The organism is Lonepinella sp. MS14435 (genome assembly GCF_042485795.1).
Lineage (GTDB): Bacteria > Pseudomonadota > Gammaproteobacteria > Enterobacterales > Pasteurellaceae > Lonepinella.
The window spans coordinates 188,467-210,917 of sequence record NZ_CP169368.1; the positions used below are offsets into that span (position 1 = coordinate 188,467).

14 protein-coding genes, 5 tRNA genes and 3 rRNA genes are annotated in these 22,451 nt (G+C 41.1%); 11 read left to right on the forward strand and 11 right to left on the reverse strand.

Going from position 1 to position 22,451, the window contains the following annotated elements; genetic code table 11:
- Positions 1–52: 52 nt before the first annotated feature.
- From putP to O1Q80_RS00935, 8 genes are all read right to left on the reverse strand, one after another.
- Positions 53–1,576, reverse strand: a complete 1,524-nt coding sequence (gene putP, locus O1Q80_RS00900; RefSeq protein ID WP_386687730.1) for a sodium/proline symporter PutP — start codon at positions 1,574–1,576, stop codon at positions 53–55.
- 329 nt (positions 1,577–1,905) lie between these two features.
- Positions 1,906–2,021 (reverse strand): 5S ribosomal RNA (gene rrf, locus O1Q80_RS00905).
- 212 nt (positions 2,022–2,233) lie between these two features.
- Positions 2,234–5,271, reverse strand: a 23S ribosomal RNA gene (locus tag O1Q80_RS00910).
- 299 nt (positions 5,272–5,570) lie between these two features.
- A tRNA-Ala gene (locus O1Q80_RS00915) sits at positions 5,571–5,646 on the reverse strand.
- Between the two features lie 102 nt (positions 5,647–5,748).
- Positions 5,749–5,825 (reverse strand) — tRNA-Ile (locus O1Q80_RS00920).
- 217 nt (positions 5,826–6,042) lie between these two features.
- A 16S ribosomal RNA gene (locus O1Q80_RS00925) occupies positions 6,043–7,581 on the reverse strand.
- The 16S, 23S and 5S rRNA genes sit together here with 2 tRNA genes alongside, the layout of an rRNA operon.
- Positions 7,582–8,047: 466 nt before the next feature.
- Positions 8,048–8,557, reverse strand: coding sequence for a menaquinone-dependent protoporphyrinogen IX dehydrogenase (gene hemG / locus O1Q80_RS00930; protein ID WP_386688380.1), 510 nt, complete (start codon positions 8,555–8,557; stop codon positions 8,048–8,050).
- On the reverse strand, positions 8,557–10,020 hold the full coding sequence (locus tag O1Q80_RS00935; RefSeq protein WP_386688383.1) for a TrkH family potassium uptake protein: 1,464 nt from the start codon (positions 10,018–10,020) through the stop codon (positions 8,557–8,559). The genes hemG and O1Q80_RS00935 overlap by 1 nt, the downstream gene beginning before the upstream one ends.
- 162 nt (positions 10,021–10,182) lie before the next feature.
- Between O1Q80_RS00935 and tusA the strand changes: the two genes are divergently transcribed.
- Entirely contained in the window at positions 10,183–10,431 is a 249-nt protein-coding gene (gene tusA / locus O1Q80_RS00940; protein WP_386688386.1) for a sulfurtransferase TusA, read from the forward strand.
- A 38-nt stretch (positions 10,432–10,469) separates the two neighbouring features.
- Here the strand turns inward: tusA and O1Q80_RS00945 are convergent, their stop codons facing one another.
- A complete protein-coding gene (locus tag O1Q80_RS00945; protein WP_386688389.1) occupies positions 10,470–11,804 on the reverse strand; it encodes an NAD(P)/FAD-dependent oxidoreductase in 1,335 nt (444 codons plus the stop codon).
- Positions 11,805–11,947: 143 nt separating this feature from the next.
- Here O1Q80_RS00945 and O1Q80_RS00950 point away from each other — a divergent pair, with 143 nt between their 5' ends.
- The 9 genes from O1Q80_RS00950 to purT all read left to right on the forward strand — a co-directional run bounded on the left by O1Q80_RS00950 (position 11,948) and on the right by purT (position 18,314).
- A complete protein-coding gene (locus O1Q80_RS00950) occupies positions 11,948–12,172 on the forward strand; it encodes a YceK/YidQ family lipoprotein (RefSeq protein WP_386688391.1) in 225 nt (74 codons plus the stop codon).
- Positions 12,173–12,178: 6 nt separating this feature from the next.
- Entirely contained in the window at positions 12,179–14,209 is a 2,031-nt protein-coding gene (gene rep / locus O1Q80_RS00955; protein ID WP_386695127.1) for a DNA helicase Rep, read from the forward strand.
- A gap of 93 nt (positions 14,210–14,302) precedes the next feature.
- Positions 14,303–14,396 (forward strand) — tRNA-Ser (locus tag O1Q80_RS00960).
- 53 nt (positions 14,397–14,449) lie between these two features.
- Positions 14,450–14,526, forward strand: a tRNA-Arg gene (locus O1Q80_RS00965).
- Between the two features lie 50 nt (positions 14,527–14,576).
- Positions 14,577–14,653 (forward strand) — tRNA-Arg (locus O1Q80_RS00970).
- A 393-nt stretch (positions 14,654–15,046) separates the two neighbouring features.
- A complete protein-coding gene (locus O1Q80_RS00975) occupies positions 15,047–15,649 on the forward strand; it encodes a beta-phosphoglucomutase family hydrolase (protein WP_386695129.1) in 603 nt (200 codons plus the stop codon).
- A gap of 6 nt (positions 15,650–15,655) precedes the next feature.
- Complete coding sequence (locus O1Q80_RS00980) at positions 15,656–16,138, forward strand: YqaA family protein (RefSeq protein WP_386695131.1); 483 nt, start codon at positions 15,656–15,658, stop codon at positions 16,136–16,138.
- 469 nt (positions 16,139–16,607) lie between these two features.
- A complete protein-coding gene (gene luxS / locus O1Q80_RS00985; RefSeq protein ID WP_386695133.1) occupies positions 16,608–17,120 on the forward strand; it encodes an S-ribosylhomocysteine lyase in 513 nt (170 codons plus the stop codon).
- 12 nt (positions 17,121–17,132) lie between these two features.
- On the forward strand, positions 17,133–18,314 hold the full coding sequence (gene purT / locus O1Q80_RS00990) for a formate-dependent phosphoribosylglycinamide formyltransferase (RefSeq protein ID WP_386695135.1): 1,182 nt from the start codon (positions 17,133–17,135) through the stop codon (positions 18,312–18,314).
- A 104-nt stretch (positions 18,315–18,418) separates the two neighbouring features.
- On the opposite strand, the gene O1Q80_RS00995 is transcribed toward purT, so the two are convergent.
- On the reverse strand, positions 18,419–20,632 hold the full coding sequence (locus O1Q80_RS00995) for a FepA family TonB-dependent siderophore receptor (RefSeq protein ID WP_386695136.1): 2,214 nt from the start codon (positions 20,630–20,632) through the stop codon (positions 18,419–18,421).
- A 63-nt stretch (positions 20,633–20,695) separates the two neighbouring features.
- Entirely contained in the window at positions 20,696–21,430 is a 735-nt protein-coding gene (gene tsaA, locus O1Q80_RS01000) for a tRNA (N6-threonylcarbamoyladenosine(37)-N6)-methyltransferase TrmO (RefSeq protein WP_386695138.1), read from the reverse strand.
- Positions 21,431–21,514: 84 nt separating this feature from the next.
- On the opposite strand from tsaA, the gene O1Q80_RS01005 reads away from it, so the two are divergent.
- Complete coding sequence (locus O1Q80_RS01005; protein ID WP_386695140.1) at positions 21,515–22,411, forward strand: 1,4-dihydroxy-2-naphthoate polyprenyltransferase; 897 nt, start codon at positions 21,515–21,517, stop codon at positions 22,409–22,411.
- Positions 22,412–22,451: the final 40 nt, after the last annotated feature.

Below are 22,451 nucleotides of genomic sequence, written 5' to 3' on the forward strand. Positions count from 1 at the left end.
GCGGTTGTAAAAACAACCGCACCTTTATAAAAGTAGTTCGCTAATAAACAAACTAGATGTATTTTTTCACACCTTGCATCTCTTTGTGATAAGCCTTTTCCGCTTTATCAAAGGTTTCTGCAATTTCTGCTTTCGGGGCTGGCGTAATTAAAGAAACGACCAAAATGGCAATCGTCGCACAGATAAAGCCAGGAATCATTTCATATATTCCACTGTTTGGTACAAGCGTATTCCAGAACACCACGACCAATGCCCCCGTGATCATGCCTGCCATTGCACCTGCTGCATTCATGCGTTTCCAATAAAGCGATAACAATACCACAGGTCCAAAGGCACAACCAAAACCAGCCCAAGCATAAGATACTAAGCCAAGCACTTTACTGTTTGGATCCTGTGCTAAAACAATAGCTAAGATAGCAATCAATAGCACCATCATACGACCCAACCAGACAAGTTCTTTTTGACTGGCGTTCGGACGTAAGAAACCTTTATAAAAGTCTTCGGTAATGGCACTTGAGCAAATCAATAATTGACAGCTTAGGGTACTCATTACTGCCGCAAGAATAGCTGAAAGCAAAATACCTGCAATCCAAGGATTAAACAGTAAACGAGAAAGTTCAATAAAAACCTGTTCGTGATTTGCATTCACCAGTGTCGCTTTATCTGGATTGGCAAAGAAATATGCTTGTCCCCAGAAACCGATACTTACTGCACCAATCAAACAGATAAACATCCACGTCATACTGATACAACGAGCTTTAGGTACGGATTTTACCGAATCCGCCGCCATAAACCGTGCCAAGATATGTGGTTGACCGAAGTAACCTAATCCCCATGCCGATAAACTCAATAAGCCAATAAATGTGGTACCATTAAACATATCGGTAAAATCTCTGCCAGCAGCTTCACCAGCTTGAGCTAAAGCTTCAAAAGTCGGTTCAAAACCACCTAATTGCGTTAAAATAAAAATAGGCGTAAGAAATAAGGCAAAAAACATTAAACTCGCTTGAATGGTATCTGTCCAGCTGACTGCTAAAAACCCCCCGATAAAGGTGTAAGCAATTGTTGCTAACGCCCCGAGCCAAAGTGCAGTTTCATAAGGCACGCCAAATAAATTTTCAAATAAACGAGCCCCAGCAACCACGCCTGATGCACAGTAAATAGCGAAGAAGAATAGGATAATTGTGGCTGAAACAATTTTTAATACTTTAGTCTTATCGCCGAAACGATGATGAAAATAATCTGGTAATGTCAAAGCATTCTTATTAAATTCTGTATGCATACGCAATTTACCTGCGACAAATAACCAGTTTAAATACGCCCCTATGGTTAAACCAATGGCAATCCAACTTTCCACAAGCCCTGCTGCATAAACTGCACCAGGTAATCCCATTAACAGCCAACCTGACATATCAGATGCACCAGCTGAAAGTCCTGTCACAAAACTACCCAAACTACGTCCCCCAAGAATGTAGTCTGATAAATTATTTGTAAATCGATAGGCAATAAGCCCTATTGATACCATTCCGACAATATAGATCAGAAAGGTCGTTGTGGTAGGATCAAGACCAAACATAGCATATTCCTCTTATTAAAGATAAATTCGTATTGTAGAATACTCTACTGCCGTTTATAGGAACCTTGTTAAAATACATTTTCTAAAATAGAAAAAGCATTCTATTTATAAGGTTTTTTCAGTATATGCCAACCAAGAATAATATGTTACATTTTTATAACAAAATTGTGACGTACTTAACACTTTTTCTGAGAAATTTTATACAAATAGGAAAATCCAACAATAAAAAATAAGAAAAATGTCTAAATCCTATTCAATATAGGATAGCCATTAAAAAAGAACAAAACCCCAGCTACTCACGTAACTGGGGTTTTACTTGATAATAAAAAACCTGATGGCGACCTACTCTCACATTGGGATTCCCAACACTACCATCGGCATCACAGCATTTCACTTCTGAGTTCGGCATGGGTTCAGGTGGCACTACTGCATTATGACCATCAGGAAATCAGGGTTCAGATAAAACAGGTTTCAGACGGCTGTACCGTGTGTTATCCTGTATCCTACTTAATTCTTTCCTTTTTGTATTTTGTTCTTTAAATTTGAAACAAGCTGTCTGTTCGATTTTCTTTTTTGTCTGTTCGTTACTTTCACGCTCTTCAACTGTCTTCTGTCTTCTGACATCTGTCTTCTGAATCAAAACCACTTGAGCGTTGTATAGTTAAGCCTCTCGGGCAATTAGTACTGGTTAGCTCAATGACTCACATCACTTACACATCCAGCCTATCTACGTCTTCGTCTTAAACAACCCTTACACACTTCTGTGTGGGAGAACTCATCTCTTGGCAAGTTTCGTGCTTAGATGCTTTCAGCACTTATCTCTTCCGCATGTAGCTACCCAGCAATGCTTCTGGCGAAACAACTGGAACACCAGGGATGCGTCCACTCCGGTCCTCTCGTACTAGGAGCAGCCCCAACCAATTCTCCAACGCCCACGGCAGATAGGGACCGAACTGTCTCACGACGTTCTAAACCCAGCTCGCGTACCACTTTAAATGGCGAACAGCCATACCCTTGGGACCTACTTCAGCCCCAGGATGTGATGAGCCGACATCGAGGTGCCAAACACCGCCGTCGATATGAACTCTTGGGCGGTATCAGCCTGTTATCCCCGGAGTACCTTTTATCCGTTGAGCGATGGCCCTTCCATTCAGAACCACCGGATCACTATGACCTACTTTCGTACCTGCTCGACTTGTCCGTCTCGCAGTTAAGCTTGCTTTTACCATTGCACTAACCTGACGATGTCCGACCGTCATTAGCAAACCTTCGTGCTCCTCCGTTACTCTTTGGGAGGAGACCGCCCCAGTCAAACTACCCACCAGACACTGTCCGAATACCCGTTCCAGATATTTCGTTAGAACATCAAACGTTAAAGGGTGGTATTTCAAGGTCGTCTCCACTCAAACTGGCGTTTAAGTTTCTCTGACTCCCACCTATCCTACACATCAAAATTCAAGGTTCAGTGTCAAGCTATAGTAAAGGTTCACGGGGTCTTTCCGTCTAGCCGCGGGTACACCGCATCTTCACGGCGATTTCAATTTCACTGAGTCTCGGGTGGAGACAGCCTGGCCATCATTATGCCATTCGTGCAGGTCGGAACTTACCCGACAAGGAATTTCGCTACCTTAGGACCGTTATAGTTACGGCCGCCGTTTACTGGGGCTTCGATCAGGTGCTTCTCTTTCGATAACACCATCAATTAACCTTCCAGCACCGGGCAGGCATCACACCCTATACGTCCACTTTCGTGTTTGCAGAGTGCTGTGTTTTTAATAAACAGTTGCAGCCAGCTGGTATCTTCGACCGGTTCAACCTTCATCTGTAAAAGACTACAATCTACGCCGGCGCACCTTCTCCCGAAGTTACGGTGCTATTTTGCCTAGTTCCTTCACCCGAGTTCTCTCAAGCGCCTGAGTATTCTCTACCTGACCACCTGTGTCGGTTTTCAGTACGGTTTAGATAAACCTGAAGCTTAGTGGCTTTTCCTGGAAGTGTGGTATCAACAACTTCGCTCCCTTAGGAGCTCGTCATCACGCCTTAGTGTTGAATGGGGATTCGGATTTGCCTAAATCCCCCACCTACACGCTTAAACAGCCATCCAATAGGCTGCTTGCCTAACCTTCTCCGTCCCCACATCGCAATTTATCCAAGTACGGGAATATTAACCCGTTTCCCATCGACTACGCTTTTCAGCCTCGCCTTAGGGGCCGACTCACCCTGCCCCGATTAACGTTGGACAGGAACCCTTGGTCTTCCGGCGAACGAGTTTTTCACTCGTTTTATCGTTACTTATGTCAGCATTCGCACTTGTGATACGTCCAGCAAGCCTCTCGACTCACCTTCTTCCGCTTACACAACGCTCCCCTACCCAACAGTGTTACCACTGATGCCGCAGCTTCGGTGACTAGTTTTAGCCCCGTTACATCTTCCGCGCAGGCCGACTCGACTAGTGAGCTATTACGCTTTCTTTAAATGATGGCTGCTTCTAAGCCAACATCCTAGCTGTCTAAGCCTTCCCACTTCGTTTCCCACTTAACTAGTACTTTGGGACCTTAGCTGGCGGTCTGGGTTGTTTCCCTCTTCACGATGGACGTTAGCACCCACCGTGTGTCTCCTGAGTATCACTCTTCGGTATTCGCAGTTTGCATCGGGTTGGTAATCCGGGATGGACCCCTAGCCGAAACAGTGCTCTACCCCCGAAGGTGTTCGCTCAAGGCTCTACCTAAATAGATTTCGGGGAGAACCAGCTATCTCCCGGTTTGATTGGCCTTTCACCCCCAGCCACAAGTCATCCGCTAATTTTTCAACATTAGTCGGTTCGGTCCTCCAATTAGTGTTACCCAACCTTCAACCTGCCCATGGCTAGATCACCGGGTTTCGGGTCTATACCTTGCAACTTGCCGCCCAGTTAAGACTCGGTTTCCCTTCGGCTCCCCTATTCGGTTAACCTCGCTACAAAATATAAGTCGCTGACCCATTATACAAAAGGTACGCAGTCACTCCGTCACTTAATGGCTCTCGCCATTAACTGACTCCGTTTCAGATGACAGAACACAGATTTCAGATTACAGTTCTATTTCTACTGCCATCTACCGTCTGTTATCTGACTTCTACGTAGTCACTTAATGATTGAAAATCATTAAGTGACGGAGCTCCCACTGCTTGTACGTACACGGTTTCAGGTTCTATTTCACTCCCCTCGCTGGGGTTCTTTTCGCCTTTCCTTCACAGTACTGGTTCACTATCGGTCAATCAGGAGTATTTAGCCTTAGAGGATGGTCCCCCTATCTTCAGACAGAATTTCTCGTGTTCCGCCCTACTTCTTGTTAGCTTAGTACCACAATATAACTTTCAGATACGGGACTATCACCCTGTGTCGTTGAACTTCCCAGTTCATTCTCTTAGTTTTATCGCTATCACTAACGGCTCCTCCGCTTTCGCTCGCCGCTACTCACAGAATCTCGGTTGATTTCTTTTCCTCGGGGTACTTAGATGTTTCAGTTCTCCCGGTTTGCCTCGTTATTCTATGTATTCAAATAACGATAGTAGATTCTTCATCTACTGGGTTTCCCCATTCGGATATCTTGGATTAAACGCCTCTTATCGACTCATCCAAGCTTTTCGCAGATTAGCACGTCCTTCTTCGCCTCTGATTGCCTAGGCATCCACCGTGTACGCTTAGTCACTTAACTATACAACCTCAAATGTTCTTGCTGCTTCACTTTCGTTTTGCTTGTGCTTTCACATCTTCAGTCGCTGTTTCAACTAAACACTTGACTGCTTTTGTTCAGTCAAGATTTTTTTCTTCTACTCAGACTTTCTTTCGAAAATCTCTCAGTTTTCAGCTTGTTTCCAATTTTTTAAAGAACATAAGATTATCGGCTTTCGCCTATCATCATTGTTAAATTAACTTAGTTAAATCAACTAATTTTTTGTTTTTATTTTCCAACTTAGTTAGCTTAACAATGATGATAACAACAAGTTTTTTGTTTGGTGGAGATAAGCGGGATCGAACCGCTGACCTCCTGCGTGCAAGGCAGGCGCTCTCCCAGCTGAGCTATATCCCCATTCAGATAACAGACAACAGCTATCAGATGACAGTGTTGCTATTTCTATTCCCTACGCTTACTTTCTCTGCCATCTGACTCCTGTCATCTGACATCTGAAAGTGGTGGGTCTGAGTGGACTTGAACCACCGACCTCACCCTTATCAGGGGTGCGCTCTAACCACCTGAGCTACAGACCCGTAGGGCTCAGAAGACGGATGACAGAAGACAGATAACAGAAAAAACTGAACACCCTAACTTCTCATCACAATTACTTTCTTCTGAAATATACTTGCTTTCATCGTTCTATCAAACAATCTGTGTGAACACTTGCTGTCGCTTCGTTTCTTTGAGTAACAATATCACAGTGACCTGACATTTCTGTCTTCTGTCTTCTGTCATCTGTCCTCTGATTACTAAGGAGGTGATCCAACCGCAGGTTCCCCTACGGTTACCTTGTTACGACTTCACCCCAGTCATGAATCATACCGTGGTAAACGCCCCCCTTCCGGTTAAGCTATCTACTTCTGGTACAACCCACTCCCATGGTGTGACGGGCGGTGTGTACAAGGCCCGGGAACGTATTCACCGCAACATTCTGATTTGCGATTACTAGCGATTCCGACTTCATGGAGTCGAGTTGCAGACTCCAATCCGGACTACGATGCACTTTCTGAGATTCACTCCCCCTCGCAGGTTGGTTACCCTCTGTATGCACCATTGTAGCACGTGTGTAGCCCTACTCGTAAGGGCCATGATGACTTGACGTCATCCCCACCTTCCTCCAGTTTATCACTGGCAGTCTCCTTTGAGTTCCCATCACTACATGCTGGCAACAAAGGATAAGGGTTGCGCTCGTTGCGGGACTTAACCCAACATTTCACAACACGAGCTGACGACAGCCATGCAGCACCTGTCTCATAGCTCCCGAAGGCACAAACTTATCTCTAAGTTCTTCTATGGATGTCAAGAGTAGGTAAGGTTCTTCGCGTTGCATCGAATTAAACCACATGCTCCACCGCTTGTGCGGGCCCCCGTCAATTCATTTGAGTTTTAACCTTGCGGCCGTACTCCCCAGGCGGTCGATTTATCACGTTTGCTACGGGCACCAAGCCTAAAGCCCAATCCCCAAATCGACATCGTTTACAGCGTGGACTACCAGGGTATCTAATCCTGTTTGCTCCCCACGCTTTCGCACATGAGCGTCAGTATCTTCCCAAGGGGCTGCCTTCGCCTTCGGTATTCCTCCACATCTCTACGCATTTCACCGCTACACGTGGAATTCTACCCCTCCCTAAAGTACTCTAGCTACCCAGTCTGAAATGCTATTCCAAAGTTAAGCTCTGGGATTTCACATCTCACTTAAGTAACCGCCTGCGTGCCCTTTACGCCCAGTTATTCCGATTAACGCTCGCACCCTCCGTATTACCGCGGCTGCTGGCACGGAGTTAGCCGGTGCTTCTTCTGTAGTTAACGTCAATTAGCTGTTCTATTAAAACAACTACCTTCCTCACCACCGAAAGAACTTTACAACCCGAAGGCCTTCTTCATTCACGCGGCATGGCTGCGTCAGGGTTACCCCCATTGCGCAATATTCCCCACTGCTGCCTCCCGTAGGAGTCTGGACCGTGTCTCAGTTCCAGTGTGGCTGGTCATCCTCTCAGACCAGCTAGAGATCGTCGGCTTGGTAGGCCTTTACCCCACCAACTACCTAATCCCACTTGGGCTCATCTTATGGCAACTGGACCTAAGTTCCCAGTCTTTCGTCTCTCGACACTACGCGGTATTAGCTACAGTTTCCCGTAGTTATCCCCCTCCATAAGCCAGATTCCCAAGCATTACTCACCCGTCCGCCACTCGTCAGCAAAGTACAAGTACTTCCTGCTACCGTTCGACTTGCATGTGTTAAGCCTGCCGCCAGCGTTCAATCTGAGCCATGATCAAACTCTTCAATTTAAGTTCGATCGCTCAATAAACTGCTTGCTTCTAAATCTTGCTTTTCATTCTCAAAAGAACAAAAAGTTAATGAATTTCTAAGTTAAGCACCTATTAAGACTTCAAGTTTTATTTAATTTTTTTAAAACAAGTCAATCAACAAGTGCCCACACAGATTGTCTGATAAATTGTTAAAGAACGATTGCATTTATGCAAGGCTTGAAATGATATAAATTTATCTCGCCTCTGTCAAGTAATCTTTTAAATTTAAAGCAAATTTATTGTTTGCTTTAAATTTACCTAATAACCTTAATGATAAACCTAATACTCATGTTTTCTAGTTAAAATAGACTAACTAGAAAAGCAACCAAAGCTAATACGGTTATAAGAACCATGGCTCTAAATAAAGTTTTTTGTAGTTCAACCATAATAACATCCAAATTAAATGATAATTCATTATCAATAATCAGCATCTGAAGTCTTAATATTAATTCAACGTATTAACCCTCAATGCGAATTCAGTCACTTTATCCCAATTCGTATATTCAATTTCTTTATCTGTATCTGTTTCTCCACCAGTAATCTTCATAATTAATTTAATCATCATACGATCAAACCAGTTATATCGAGGATAAAGTAATGCCCCAGCAAACACTGCCGAACATTGTGGTTTCCAAGCAATACATTGCAAAAATTTACGTACATACACGTTCGTTTCTGGTGTATTTTTATCATCCTTTCTCGCTGTCAAATTCACCCCAAAAAATGCACTTGGTTTACTGTTCAAAAGTGCGGTATTTTTTTTAATAAATTTATACAAATTCTTATTAAAATAGCCATAACGTACTGAAGCACCAATAATAATTCTATCAAAATCAAAACAAATCTGTTCAGAAATAGACCGCACTTCAACCTCGCTGGATAATTTAGAGGCTAAAAATTCTGCAATTCTTTTTGTCTGACCATCATAACTTGAATACAAAATCAGGGTTTTCATTAGGTTTTCCAAAAAGAAGGAGTAAATAAAATTAATAAAGAAAAGATCTCAAGTCGCCCAGCAATCATAGCAAAAGATAAAACATATTTTGCATTATTTGATGCTTCTGCAAATCCCGTACCTGCAGATCCAAGCCCAGGACCTACATTGGTTAATGTCGAAAAGATAGCAACTAAAGCATCAAGTGGATCCATTCCACATAAAATCACCCCAAATACACATAACCAATAAGTGAAGAAGAAAGCGATTAAAAACGCCCAAATCCCCTCAATTATTCGAGATGATAATAAGGTTTCCCCTAATTTGATCGGTACAACTAAATTAGGATGAACCAAAAACTTAATTTCTCGTTTAAATTGTAACCAAAGGACTAAGATACGAATCATCTTTAATCCACCCGAAGTCGATCCTGCACACCCACCTAAAAGTGCAGCGAAAACTAACAACATAGATAAAAATGTTGGTAATTCATTAAAATTAAATAGAGTAAAACCTGCTGTCATTGACATGGAAGACATTTGTGCAGAACCTTGCGAAAAAGCATCTAAAATCGACATATTTTGATATGAAATATATAACCCGATAGTCATAATGGCTATCAGTATAGATTGCACTACACAAAAAAAACGGAATTCAGGATCGCTAAAATAGGTTTTCCAAACAGATTGATATTTGCGATTCATTAATGCTTTCACGTGTAAACCAAAGTTGCACCCCGTAAATAACATAAAAAAAGTAGATAACAAATAAATTGTTGAATTTTGGAAATAACCTAGATTTGCATCATGAGTAGATAATCCGCCATTAGATACCGTTGAAAAACTATGGCAAATTGCATCAAAAAAAGTCATTCCAGCTAACCAATAGGTTAACGTACATAATACAGTTAGTCCCCCATAAATTATCCAAAGTAATTTAGCCATTTCGCCGATGCGAGGTAAGGTTTTCTGATCTTTCAAAGGGCTTGCCGATTCAGCACGATATAATTGCCCGCCACCGACACCTAATAAAGGGGTAACTGCAACCACTAAAACGATTAATCCAATCCCCCCAATCCATTGTAAAAATTGCCGATAAAATAAAATAGATTTAGGCAAATTATCCAAGCCTGAAATTGCTGTTGCTCCAGTGGTAGTTACTGCTGAAATGGCTTCAAAAATTGCCTGAGCAAAATCAATATTAAGTTCATCAAAAAATAAAAATGGGATAACTGAAAGTCCACATAGTAAAAACCAGAACATAACAACGATCAAAAATCCTTCTCGAGAACGTAACTCTTGTTTATAGTTATAGCATGAACGCCATAATAAAGCCCCCAACAATAAACTAAAAGCAAAGGTTTCAATGAAAGCCTTACCACCCCCATCACCGTAAATTAATGCAACAAATGCTGGCACAAACATAGATAATGAAAAACACATTATCAAAATGCCGACTATTCTAATAATTGATAAAATATGCACAATATATTTACTCTAGTTATATATAAAACAGATGACCAATAACAAACAGAACCGCAGTGGTTCATTTTATCATATACTATGATTAAATGTTCTTAACTTTTGACCAACTACTTTCTTCACGTTATCATAGGATAACAATTAAATAAATTGAAAAACATAATAATGAATGAAATACCGATAGATTATACCCTAGATGCAAAAGGATTACGCTGCCCTGAACCAGTAATGCTAATACGTAAACAAATCCGTTATATGTCGAATGGTGATGTATTACTGATTATTGCCGATGATCCTGCCACCACTCGCGATATTCCAAGTTTCTGTCAATTTATGGATCATCAACTTTTACACTCAGAAACGACTACAAGCCCATATAAATACTGGGTACAAAAAGGCATACAAAAAAGCTAAATAACTTACATTACTTAGCTTTCTTGCTGTCTATGTTATCAATACAACTTCAATGATGGTCTAATAAAGCGATTCAATCGTCCAATCAAAATAATTAACCCGACTTTAAAACAACCATGTAAGCGTTGTTGATGTAAACGGTATAGGGAAATATAGGCTAAACGGGCTAAATTTCCCTCCACGGTTAATGAACTTTTCTTACCCGTGGTGATGTTACCAAGTGCGGTGAATTTTGAGAGAGAAACTAGCGATCCTTTATCACGGAAAACAAACGGTTTAAGTTCTGTTTTGCCCTCAAATAACGCCACAATATTTTGTCCACAGGTCGTTGCCATTTGGGTAGCAGCTTGACCACGAGGGGGAACTGGCGTGCCGTCTTTTTGCAATAGGAACGCACAATCACCTATGGCGAAAACAGTATCATCTAATGTCGTTTGTAAGGTGTCTTTAACGCAAAGTTGATTAATACGGTTGACTTCTAACCCATCAAATTGCTTAGTAACCGTAGAAATACGTACCCCAGCAGCCCATACCATCAAATCCGCTTTAATTTCATCACCGTCTTTCGTGAGCAAGCTATTCGGCGTGGCTTCAGTAATCATTGTCTTGGTTTTCACGCGTACCCCTAATTCTTCTAATTCCATACGAACAGATTCAGAAATACGTTCTGGTAATGCTGGTAATAAGCGATCCCCTGCTTCAATCAGGGTAACTTGTAAACAATCACTACGAATTTTGCCATACCCATAAGAAGATAAGTGAGTAGCCGCATTAAACAATTCTGCCGACAACTCAACCCCTGTGGCTCCACCACCGACAATAGCAATATTGACTTTATCTTCTTCAACTAAATTTTGTTTACTGCTATCTTCACCAATTTCTGATAACGCATTGTTTTCAGAGAATTTTAAGAATAATTCCAACATTTTGTGTTGAAAACGCAACGCCTGATTGGCTGAATCAAGGAAAATACAGTTTTCTGCTACGCCTTTGGTATTGAAATCATTAGACTTACTACCTATCGAAAGCACTAAATAATCATAAGGAATACGACGTGCCACCACGATAATATCCCCCTCCGAACCATACACGGGATCTAATTCGATATATTTGTTGGTACGATCAATACGGGCAACCGAACCTTGTTCAAAATTAAATCCATGATTATAGGCGTGAGCACGAAAACTCACCGCATCAGTTTCCGAATCCAAAACGCCTGTAGCGACTTCATGCAACAATGGTTTCCATAGATGGGTTTGATTGCGATCTACTAAGACAACATTTGCCTTCTGCTTCTTTCCTAATTTGTGGCCTAAGAATGTGGCGAGTTCTAATCCGCCAGCACCCCCGCCAACAATAACAATGTTTTTCATAATTAAACGTTCCTAAAAAAATAAAAATTTACAAATTGTCAACAATTTTAATATGTACGCTATAGAAAGTCTATTTATAAAGCATAAATAGCACAAAAAGGGTATAATACTTTCCTTGTTTAACTTAAGGAAAATCGCACCTCGTGAAAAAAACCTTATTAATTTTAACCGCACTATTCTCATTCAGTGGGCTAACAGGCTGTGGAACCATTGTGCAATTAATCGATCCCACCGAAAAATACAATGCCTACGATGGCACAAAATTTGACTGGCAACAGGCTCAAAAATGGGGACTGCCAATTTTGGATTTGCCGTTGTCTTTTTTATTAGATACCGCATTATTACCCTATGTTTGGTCGCAAGAATAATACACAATGAAACTGAACCCTCAACAACAACAAGCCGTGGAATTTAGTAGAGGACCTTGTCTGGTCTTAGCTGGTGCAGGTTCAGGCAAAACCAGAGTAATTATTAATAAAATCGCTTATTTAATCGCTCAGTGTGGTTATTTGCCAAAACATATTGCAGCAGTAACCTTTACCAACAAAGCAGCACGAGAGATGAAAGAACGAGTAGCTCATTCCATAGGTAAAGATAAAACCAAAGGATTAACGGTTTCCACCTTTCACACCCTTGGTTTTAATATCATTAAACAAGAATATAAACAACTCGGTTTTAAGGCTAATATGACCTTGTTTGATGAACATGACCAACTTGCTCTACTGAAAGATTTAACTGCAAATGAATTACAAGAAGATAAAGATTTATTGCGTGAGTTAATTTCCGCCATTTCCAACTGGAAAAACGATTTAATTATGCCAGATACGGCGTTGGCATTAGCCAGAGATCAAAAATATCAAATTTTTGCTCAATGTTATGATCGCTATGCCAAGCAAATTCGAGCCTATAATGCTTTAGATTTTGATGATTTAATTATGTTACCTAGCTTATTATTTCGTCAAAATGAAGAAGTGCGGTCAAACTGGCAGAATAAAATTCGTTATTTATTAGTTGATGAATATCAAGATACCAATACCAGCCAATACGAACTGATTAAATTATTAGTTGGTAGTCGAGCCAATTTTACCGTGGTCGGTGATGACGATCAGTCTATTTATTCATGGCGTGGAGCCAGACCGCAAAATATGATACGACTACGTGATGATTTCCCAAAACTTAATGTCATTAAGTTAGAACAAAATTACCGCTCTACCCAACGAATTTTACACTGTGCGAATATTTTAATTGATAACAATGATCATGTGTTTGATAAAAAATTGTTTTCAAATTTAGCTCAAGGCGAAAAACTACAAGTAATTGAAGCCAAAAATGAAGAACACGAAGCAGAACGTGTCGTAGCTGAATTGATCGCTCACCGATTTACCCATAAAACCAAATATAAAGATTATGCCGTATTATATCGAGGCAATCATCAATCACGCTTATTAGAAAAAGTGTTAATGCAAAATCGCATTCCCTACAAAATTTCGGGAGGAACATCTTTTTTTAGCCGAGCTGAAATCAAAGATATGATGGCATATTTGCGAGTGTTAGTAAATCAAGACGATGATGCCGCATTTTTACGTATTGTGAACACTCCCAAACGTGAAATTGGCACCGCTACCCTAGAAAAATTAGGATTATTGGCTCACGAAAAACATATTAGCTTATTTGCTGCTATTTTTGAATTTGAATTAATTCATAGAGTAACACCAAAAGCCTATAATGCCTTACAAAGTTTCGCACGCTGGATGGTGGAACTTAATGATGAATTATTACGTGCCGAACCAGAACAAGCCGTAAAACGTATGCTGGCTCAAATTCAATATGAAGAATACTTATACGAAACCGCCACCAACCCGAAAATAGCAGAAATGCAAAGTAAAAACGTAGCAACATTGTTTGAGTGGGTAGCATCCATGTTAAAAGGAGATGAGGTGAATGAGCCAATGACTTTAAATCAGGTCGTCACCAATTTAACCTTGCGAGATATGCTAGAACGTAGTGAAGATGATGATGCCAGTGATCAGGTACAATTAATGACCCTACATGCGTCCAAAGGATTAGAATTTCCGCACGTTTTTTTAATCGGCATGGAAGAAGGCTTATTGCCACATCAAAGTAGCGTTGACGAAGATAATGTGGACGAAGAACGCCGTCTAGCTTATGTTGGTATTACAAGGGCTCAACAGACATTACGTTTTACCTTGTGTAAAGAACGCCGACAATATGGTGAATTAATTAGCCCTGAACCGAGCCGTTTTTTACTGGAGTTACCACAAGATGACGTGCAATGGGAAAGAGATAAACCACCATTAACCGAACAGCAAAAACAACAAAAGGCAACAGCAAATATTGCGAACTTACGAGCTATTTTAGCCAACGCTCAGGCTAAACCCAGCTAAATTGTAGATGATTTAAACAAATAGACGGTTTTTAACAAAAAGCGTTTGACTTGTTTATATAAAACCGTATCATATCGTCCACAAACCAGTTGCGGTGAGATGGCCGAGCAGGCTGAAGGCGCTCCCCTGCTAAGGGAGTATGGGGTTAAAAGCTCCATCGAGGGTTCGAATCCCTCTTTCACCGCCATTTTTATTTGTTGTATGACTGTTGGTTTGTCACAATTTAATTTATTTAAATCTGCACCCGTAGCTCAGCTGGATAGAGTACTCGGCTACGAACCGAGCGGTCAAAGGTTCGAATCCTTTCGGGTGCGCCATTTCATTTTTACTCTAGGTGGATTGGTATAGATTAAATAAAACTCTCTACGCACCCGTAGCTCAGCTGGATAGAGTACTCGGCTACGAACCGAGCGGTCAAAGGTTCGAATCCTTTCGGGTGCGCCATTTCACTTTTCTTTTATTAATTTCCCTTTTTATTTCATATCTTTATTTATTAAGAACGGATTTCGCCGTTGGCGACTTACTTTTTCTTTGCTCGTGCAAAGCAAAAGTAAGCAAAAAGAAAACACGCCCCAACTTTGCCTTGTTTCCTGAAAATATTTTAATTTGCTTAACGGAAAATGGCTGAACTCGCTTCGCTCAGACAGACGCCATTTTCCTACAAATTAAAATATTTTCAGGCGGCAAACATGGGGACCCCATTGGTGAAATAATAAAATACAGTGCAAGCTACGGAGTAGCGTTACCATGCTTAACCTAGCACACCAGTGCTAGGTATTTTACATCTCCCCCATTTTATAGCAAAATACCCCAAAAAATCCCCAACAGGAAACAAACATGATCGATCACGAAACACTACAAAATTACACCGCTCTTATCTTCGACATGGACGGCACCATCATCGACACCATGCCGAGCCATGCTCTTGCTTGGCAAAAAGTAGGCGAAATCTTAGGCTATCCCATTACGGGCGAGATTATGTACGAGCTTGGCGGTGCCACTGTGTCGATTATTGCTCGTGAAACCATGCAACGCCACAATATCCCTGAACAGCATTTTGATGAAATGGTTCGCTTAAAACGTCAATTCGGATTTGAAATGGTGGAAAAAAATGCCACATTATTGCCCGCTTTTGACATTATCAAAACAAATTTCGGTAAAATCCCCATAGCGTTAGGCACGGGTTCACACGGCTTTATGGTAGATTTATTACTGGATAAATTTAATTTGCGTCAATATTTCAATGCTGTCGTCAATGCCGATCAGGTAACACATCACAAACCGAATCCCGAAACGTTCTTACGTTGTGCAGAATTACTCAATGTCGAACCACAACTTTGTCTGGTGTTTGAAGATGCCGATCTGGGTGTGCAAGCAGGATTGGCTGGGGGAATGGACGTATTTGATGTACGGATTAATCAAATTATTTACGCTAAATAACAAAAAATGTTTGATTTTTTAACCGCACTTTTAGGTGAACATAGTCTTTATTTAATGTTTATTAGTGCTTTTCTAAGTGCAACCGTTTTACCAGGCAATTCAGAAATTGTCTTTTTAGCCTTAAGTGCCAAAATTCAGATTATTGCGAATCACTATTTTAGTCCAGCCATTATGCAATTAATTCTAGCTGCCACATTTGGCAATACGTTAGGTAGTTTAACCACTTACTGGCTTGGGCGTTGGTTGCCTTTTCCTGAAATCAAGCCTGACCAGCAAAGAAAAGTGCGGTGGATTTTAGCCAAATTTTCTCGCTATGGAGCAATTTTATTGTTATTCAGCTGGCTACCCGTGTTAGGTGATTTGATGTGTGCTGTTGCAGGTTGGCTACGCCTGAATGTCTGGCAAACTTTAATTTATATGTTAATCGGTAAAGGATTACGCTATTTATTTTTGTTGAGTATGGTGATTGGTTATACTTTTTGGGCGTAAATGTGTAGAATGTGTGAATGTTGACTCGCCCCCCTCAGTCCTTTGGACAGCTCCCCCCGCAAGCAGGGGGAGCGAAGTTTAGATTGTTTTACTTCCCTTTGCTTGAGGAAAGGAACAAAAATGCTTTCATTCCCCTTGCTTAAGGAAAGGAGTAAAAATACTTTCTTTCTCCTTGCTTGAGGAAAGGAGCAAAAATACTTTCTTTCCCCTTGCTTAAGGAAAGGAGCAAAAATACTTTTCTTCCCCCTGCTTGCGGGGGGAAGTCCCCGAAGGGGGATGGGGGGCGAATATAACCCAACTGGAATAACAACCAATTTTTTATTATTAATACATAAAAAAAAGCCCCTCACAAGGAAGGGCAATATAACCTAAGGAACCAATTTTTTATTATACAACTGCAAGTTGCTTGTAATATAAGACTAGCGTTATTCCATAAAGTTCAAACTTTTTTTAAAAAAAGGAAAAAATTATGCCATTACTTGATAGTTTCAAAGTCGATCATACCATTATGCACGCTCCAGCGGTGCGAATTGCGAAAACCATGACCACGCCCAAAGGCGATATTATCACGGTGTTTGACCTACGTTTTTGCCAACCGAACAAAGAAATTATTTCGCCTCGCGGCATTCATACCCTTGAGCATTTATTCGCTGGCTTTATGCGTGATCATTTAAATAGCGATGACGTGGAAATTATTGATATTTCACCCATGGGGTGTCGCACGGGATTTTATATGTCCTTAATCGGTACGCCTAATGAACAACGTGTAGCCGATGCTTGGTTAAAAGCGATGCACGATGCCTTAGCGGTGAAAGATCAAAACACCATTCCTGAAATCAACCAATATCAGTGCGGTTCATTCAAGGAACATTCACTGGAAGACGCTCACAAAGCGGTGCAGCACGTGATTGACAAAGGCATTGGCATTAACAAAAACGAAGATTTAATGTTAGATGAGAAATTGCTTTATCCACAAGCATAAGGAAAAAACAAGATGACAACTATCGGTACCCCCTTAACGGCAAAAGCCACCAAAGTCATGATGCTGGGTTCAGGCGAACTTGGCAAAGAAGTCGTTATCGAATTAATGCGACTTGGCGTGGAAGTGATTGCTGTAGATCGCTATGCAAACGCCCCTGCTCAACAAGTCGCTCACCGTGCTTACACCATTTCTATGTTAGACGGCAAAGCCTTGCGTGAGCTAGTGGAAAAAGAACAACCTGATTATATTGTTCCCGAAGTGGAAGCTATCGCCACTGACACACTGCTGGAATTGGAACAGCAAGGCTTTAACGTGATTCCGACTGCCAAAGCTACTAAACTCACCATGAACCGTGAGGGTATTCGCCGTTTGGCTTCGGAAGAATTGGGCTTGCCTACCTCGCCTTATCAATTTGTGGATAACCTTGCCGACTTTGAAAGTGCGGTGCAAAAAATCGGCGTTCCTTGCGTGGCCAAACCGATAATGTCATCATCAGGTCATGGTCAATCGGTGGTGAAATCCTTTGATGACGTGCAAAAAGCATGGGATTACGCTCAACAAGGCGGACGGGCGGGTGCTGGGCGTGTGATCGTAGAGGGTTTCGTTAAATTTGATTATGAAATCACCTTGCTGACCGTTCGCCATATCGGCGGTACTTCTTTCTTAGCCCCTATCGGACACCACCAAGAAGACGGCGACTACCGTGAAAGTTGGCAACCACAAGCCATGTCAGACATCGCTTTGCAAAAAGCCCAAGCCATTGCGGAAAAAATCACAGGTGCCTTAGGTGGACGTGGCATTTTCGGGGTGGAAATGTTCGTGTGTGGTGATGAGGTGATTTTCAATGAAGTATCGCCACGTCCACACGACACAGGAATGGTCACTCTAATTTCCCAAGAATTATCCGAATTTGCCTTACACGCCCGTGCGATTCTCGGCTTGCCTATTCCGCAAATCAACCTGATCAGCCCGTCTGCATCAAAAGCCATTGTAGTGGAGGGAAAATCCAATCAAGTCCAATTCGGCAATTTGGTCGAAGTATTAAGCGAACCGAACACCGATTTACGTATTTTCGGCAAAGGCGAAGTAAATGGACACCGCCGTTTGGGCGTAATTTTGGCTCGTGATGAAAGCGTGCAAAAAGCCTTAGCAAAAGCGGTTAGGGCGTATGAGAAGTTGGACGTGACGCTTTAGTTTGTTAAGTTATGTAAGCCTGTCGACTGACAGGCTTTTTTTGCTTGATAAAATCAATAAAAATATCTCGCCAAAACAACGGGATATTTTATTCTGTTTATTCTCTAAAAACCAATTTTCGCATTCACATAGTAAGCACGTCCATGCTCATTGTAGCTTTCTGCTCCGTTGTTGGTACGATAAAGTTTTTTATCAAATAAATTAGTCACTCCAACACGCATACTAATATCTGGAGTAAATTGATAACCAGCATTAATTCCCCAAATAGCATAGCTACCCACTTCATTTTGGCTTTGTGGAAGTGTAATTGAAGTTGCTCCACCTTGCCCTGCTTCAATACGATTAATCGCAACATGACGTGGTTTTTGGCGACCATAGTGAGTAAAGGTTAAATTCATATCGAATTTATCCGTTGCTTGCCAAGCTAGTGTGCTGTTAATGGTATGTTTCGGAATAATAGACAGTGGATTGCCTTGGTAATCCTCTGATTTACTCATATACGTGAAATTATTACTCCATTGCAAATGGTTTAATAACGGAATCACTAGATTACCTTCAAAGCCTGCTATCGTAGCTTTTGGAGTATTCGTCCATTGATACAAATGACTGCCGATACTACTCAGACCAATTATCTCATCGCCGATCACAATTTTATTACGATAGGCGTTATGGAAGTAATTAATAGAAGCCTGCCAGCCGTTATGAGAAAACTCCAAACCAATTTCTTTATTTACACTGGTTTCAGGTTTGAGATTAGAATTACCTTGATAATAACAACGTACCGTTGTGTTAATCGGGCAACCTTGTCCTCGAGTATAAAGAATAAAATTCGGATTCGTTTGATAGAGATTTGGGGCTTTATAAGCTCTTGCGATACCACCTTTAATGGTAAACATCTGATTGAAACTGTGGGAGAAGTTCAGTGATGGACTCCAATTATTGCCACTGTCACTATTATAATCAAAGCGAACAGCTGGAATAACACTGGTCGCTTCTGTCACATAAATATTATCTTCTGCATACAATGCCCAACTATTTTGCGATACTTTACCACCACGATTAGCATTAATGCCTGTAAATACATCAATTCTACCTTGATCAGTAAAGCCTTGGGTCATGGAAGCATCATCTTGTAAGGAACTATGATAATATTCGAAGCCAAGGGTTAATACCTGCGGTACGCCTAAAGTAAAAGGAATATCCGCTTCACTGTGTAAACGGAAATTTTTCAAATAACTGTTGTTATATGTATCAGCTGAGGTATAACTCCCCTCTGGACCACCCGCTAAACCTTCGGGTAAACGACTATTGGTGGTACGATCATAACTAATGGTATTTTCCGTATTCCCCCAATCCCATTGCCCTTCATGGGTTAAAGAATAAGCTGAACGATACAGACGAGCCGTTTCCATACCACTATCTCTAATAGCAGCAGTTATGCCTGTTGCATTACTATTCTGACTATCACCATTATAAATATTACCTTGACGGCTAAAACTACTGTCCAAGGTTAATTTTTGTTGAGTGTTAATTTTCCATTGCAAACGTCCTGCAATATCACGGTTACGCACGCCCTCTACCCCTGCCGCATTCGCCCCAGGGACAACGGCATTATTATTGGGATTAATCGTATTCGGGTTAATCCCCACCGCATCGGCATCAGTTTTATTGGCACTACCATATAAACGGAACGTCAATACATCACGAATTAATGGACCACTCAAATTAAAGCCTACGCGTTGAGTTGCTCCCTCTTGATCGTCTTCAGGTTGACTGGTGTAATAGCTGAGAGAACCTTTCCATTCATTAGTTGCTGGTTTGGTTTTAATATTCACCACGCCCCCCATTGCCCCTGATCCATAACGAGCGGCAGCAGGACCACGTAATACACTAATACTTTCGATTTCTTCTACAGGTACCCAGTTGGAATCACCACGGGTATTACGCTCACCACGCATAGAAATGCGTTCTGCATTGCGAGAAGTGACTGGCTTACCATCAATTAAAATTAAGGTATTTTCTGGTCCCATACCACGAATATCAATTTGACGTTTATTACCACGTTGCCCTGTGGCAGTATTCCCCGTTAAGTTTACGCCTGGCATGGTACGAATTAATTCGGACACATCATTAGCTGGCGGACGTTTCTCCACATCTTTGGTCGAAATTTGTGATACCCCAAGAGATTGTTGTAATTGCTGTTCAGCGGTAACATGAATAACATCGAGCCTAACAGGGTTATCCGTGCTTTCTTCTGACCAAGCAAATTGGCTCATGATTGCCAAACTAATCAAAGAGAAATTAGCTATTCTTTTCATATATTGCTCCTTAAATTGAAATAATAAAAATAATAAAAACGAAATAAATATTATAATTTCCGACTAAAAATGTAAACTATTATCATTTAATAATATGTTTACCACTTCTACTATTCCTAATTCTCTGATTTGAAATGTCACATTATAATTCGCTAAATGTACCCCATAAATCCGCTCAGAAATCTGCCCTTGTTGATAAGCAGGTCTGGGATCTTGTTGTAAGACTTCGGTAATAAATCGCTGAAAGTGCGGTTGAAATTCTTCGATTTTTTGCACCGCAGTTTGGGCATCAGGGCTGAATTTTACTTGTAACAACACTGGGGGCTTTGCTTGTGCAAAACCTGAAATAGCATTAGGTTCACTGTCGGCGTAAGCAATATAAGGTTTTATATCAAAAATTGGCGTGCCATTAACTAAATCCACAGAACCAAGATGCAATAACACCTTGCCTTGTGAACAATCAATTTTACGCAATTCCACTTTCGATAAACCTAACGGATTCGGGCGATGGGTGGAGCGTGAAGCAAATACACCCACTCGCTGATTTCCCCCTAAACGGGGTGGACGAACAGTAGGTTGCCACTTGCCTTGAGGGATTTTATCGAATTGAAAAATTAGCCATAAATGGCTAAATTGTGCTAATCCTCGTACGGCTTCAGGGACGTTGTAAGGCGGTAATAATTCTACAACGCCCGTGCCATCTTGCACCAAATTGGGCTGGCGTGGTACAGAGAATTTTTCTTGATAAGGGGTATGAATAATGGCTACTGGCTGTAAAGTTAAGTTCAAATCAGACATCTTTTTTAATCTATGTTAAAATGCTCGCCTTTATATTACCTGATAACCACCCAAAGTGCGGTGTATTTTTGAAAAATTCTTATTATGGCAACAATAAAAACATGGCTCGACACAGCTCGACCAAAAACCTTACCACTGGCGGTAGCTATTATTTTAACAGGTTCAGCGTTAGCTCAATGGCATGGCACATTTAGCTGGTCAGTCACCTTACTTTGTTTACTCACCGCCACCCTATTACAAATTGTATCGAACTTTGCCAATGATTATGGTGATTATCAAAAAGGTTCCGATACCACAGAGCGTATCGGTCCATTACGTGGTATTCAACAAGGAAAAATGACCGCAAACCAGCTACGTAATGGCTTGATTGTGATTAGCATAGCAAGTTTTATATCGGGAGCGAGCTTAATTGCGTTAGCTTATGAAACCACACAAGATTTAATTGCTTTCGCTATATTGGGAATTTTGGCGATTTTGGCAGCGATTACCTATACCGTTGGCAAAAAACCTTATGGTTATTTAGGTTTAGGCGATATTTCAGTGTTCCTGTTTTTTGGTTTATTAGCCGTGTGTGGCACCTATTATTTACAAGCTCACAGCCTTGATTGGTCGATTTTCTTACCTGCAGCGGCTTGTGGTTTTCTTTCAACTGCAGTGTTAAATATCAATAATTTGCGGGATATTGAACAAGATCGCAAAGCAGGCAAAAATACGCTCATTGTACGAATCGGGGCGAAAAACGGACGAATTTATCACTGGCTATTATTATTAGGGGCAGTCCTTTGTTACACCATTTTTGCCTTATTGCATAAGCCGTTATTGCTGATCATTATTGCGGTGATTGCTGTATTATTAGCCAAACATGCTTATTTTGTTTATCAACAAAAAGATCCCATGGCATTACGTCCAATGCTCGGCAAAATGTCAATGCTGGCGTTGTTAAGCACGATTCTATTTAGTTTAGGCTTGCTAATTTTATAGAATCAAGCATATACTTATAGTCAGATAAATTTTAGATAAA

Bases quoted from the DNA above. Each gene is read 5' to 3' on its own strand.
- hemG (WP_386688380.1), bottom strand. From the start codon at position 8,557: ATGAAAACCCTGATTTTGTATTCAAGTTATGATGGTCAGACAAAAAGA.
- purT (WP_386695135.1), top strand. From the start codon at position 17,133: ATGACAACTATCGGTACCCCCTTAACGGCAAAAGCCACCAAAGTCATG.
- O1Q80_RS00980 (WP_386695131.1), top strand. From the start codon at position 15,656: ATGTTTGATTTTTTAACCGCACTTTTAGGTGAACATAGTCTTTATTTA.
- tsaA (WP_386695138.1), bottom strand. From the start codon at position 21,430: ATGTCTGATTTGAACTTAACTTTACAGCCAGTAGCCATTATTCATACC.
- O1Q80_RS01005 (WP_386695140.1), top strand. From the start codon at position 21,515: ATGGCAACAATAAAAACATGGCTCGACACAGCTCGACCAAAAACCTTA.
- O1Q80_RS00975 (WP_386695129.1), top strand. From the start codon at position 15,047: ATGATCGATCACGAAACACTACAAAATTACACCGCTCTTATCTTCGAC.
- O1Q80_RS00995 (WP_386695136.1), bottom strand. From the start codon at position 20,632: ATGAAAAGAATAGCTAATTTCTCTTTGATTAGTTTGGCAATCATGAGC.
- luxS (WP_386695133.1), top strand. From the start codon at position 16,608: ATGCCATTACTTGATAGTTTCAAAGTCGATCATACCATTATGCACGCT.
- tusA (WP_386688386.1), top strand. From the start codon at position 10,183: ATGAATGAAATACCGATAGATTATACCCTAGATGCAAAAGGATTACGC.
- rep (WP_386695127.1), top strand. From the start codon at position 12,179: ATGAAACTGAACCCTCAACAACAACAAGCCGTGGAATTTAGTAGAGGA.
- putP (WP_386687730.1), bottom strand. From the start codon at position 1,576: ATGTTTGGTCTTGATCCTACCACAACGACCTTTCTGATCTATATTGTC.
- O1Q80_RS00945 (WP_386688389.1), bottom strand. From the start codon at position 11,804: ATGAAAAACATTGTTATTGTTGGCGGGGGTGCTGGCGGATTAGAACTC.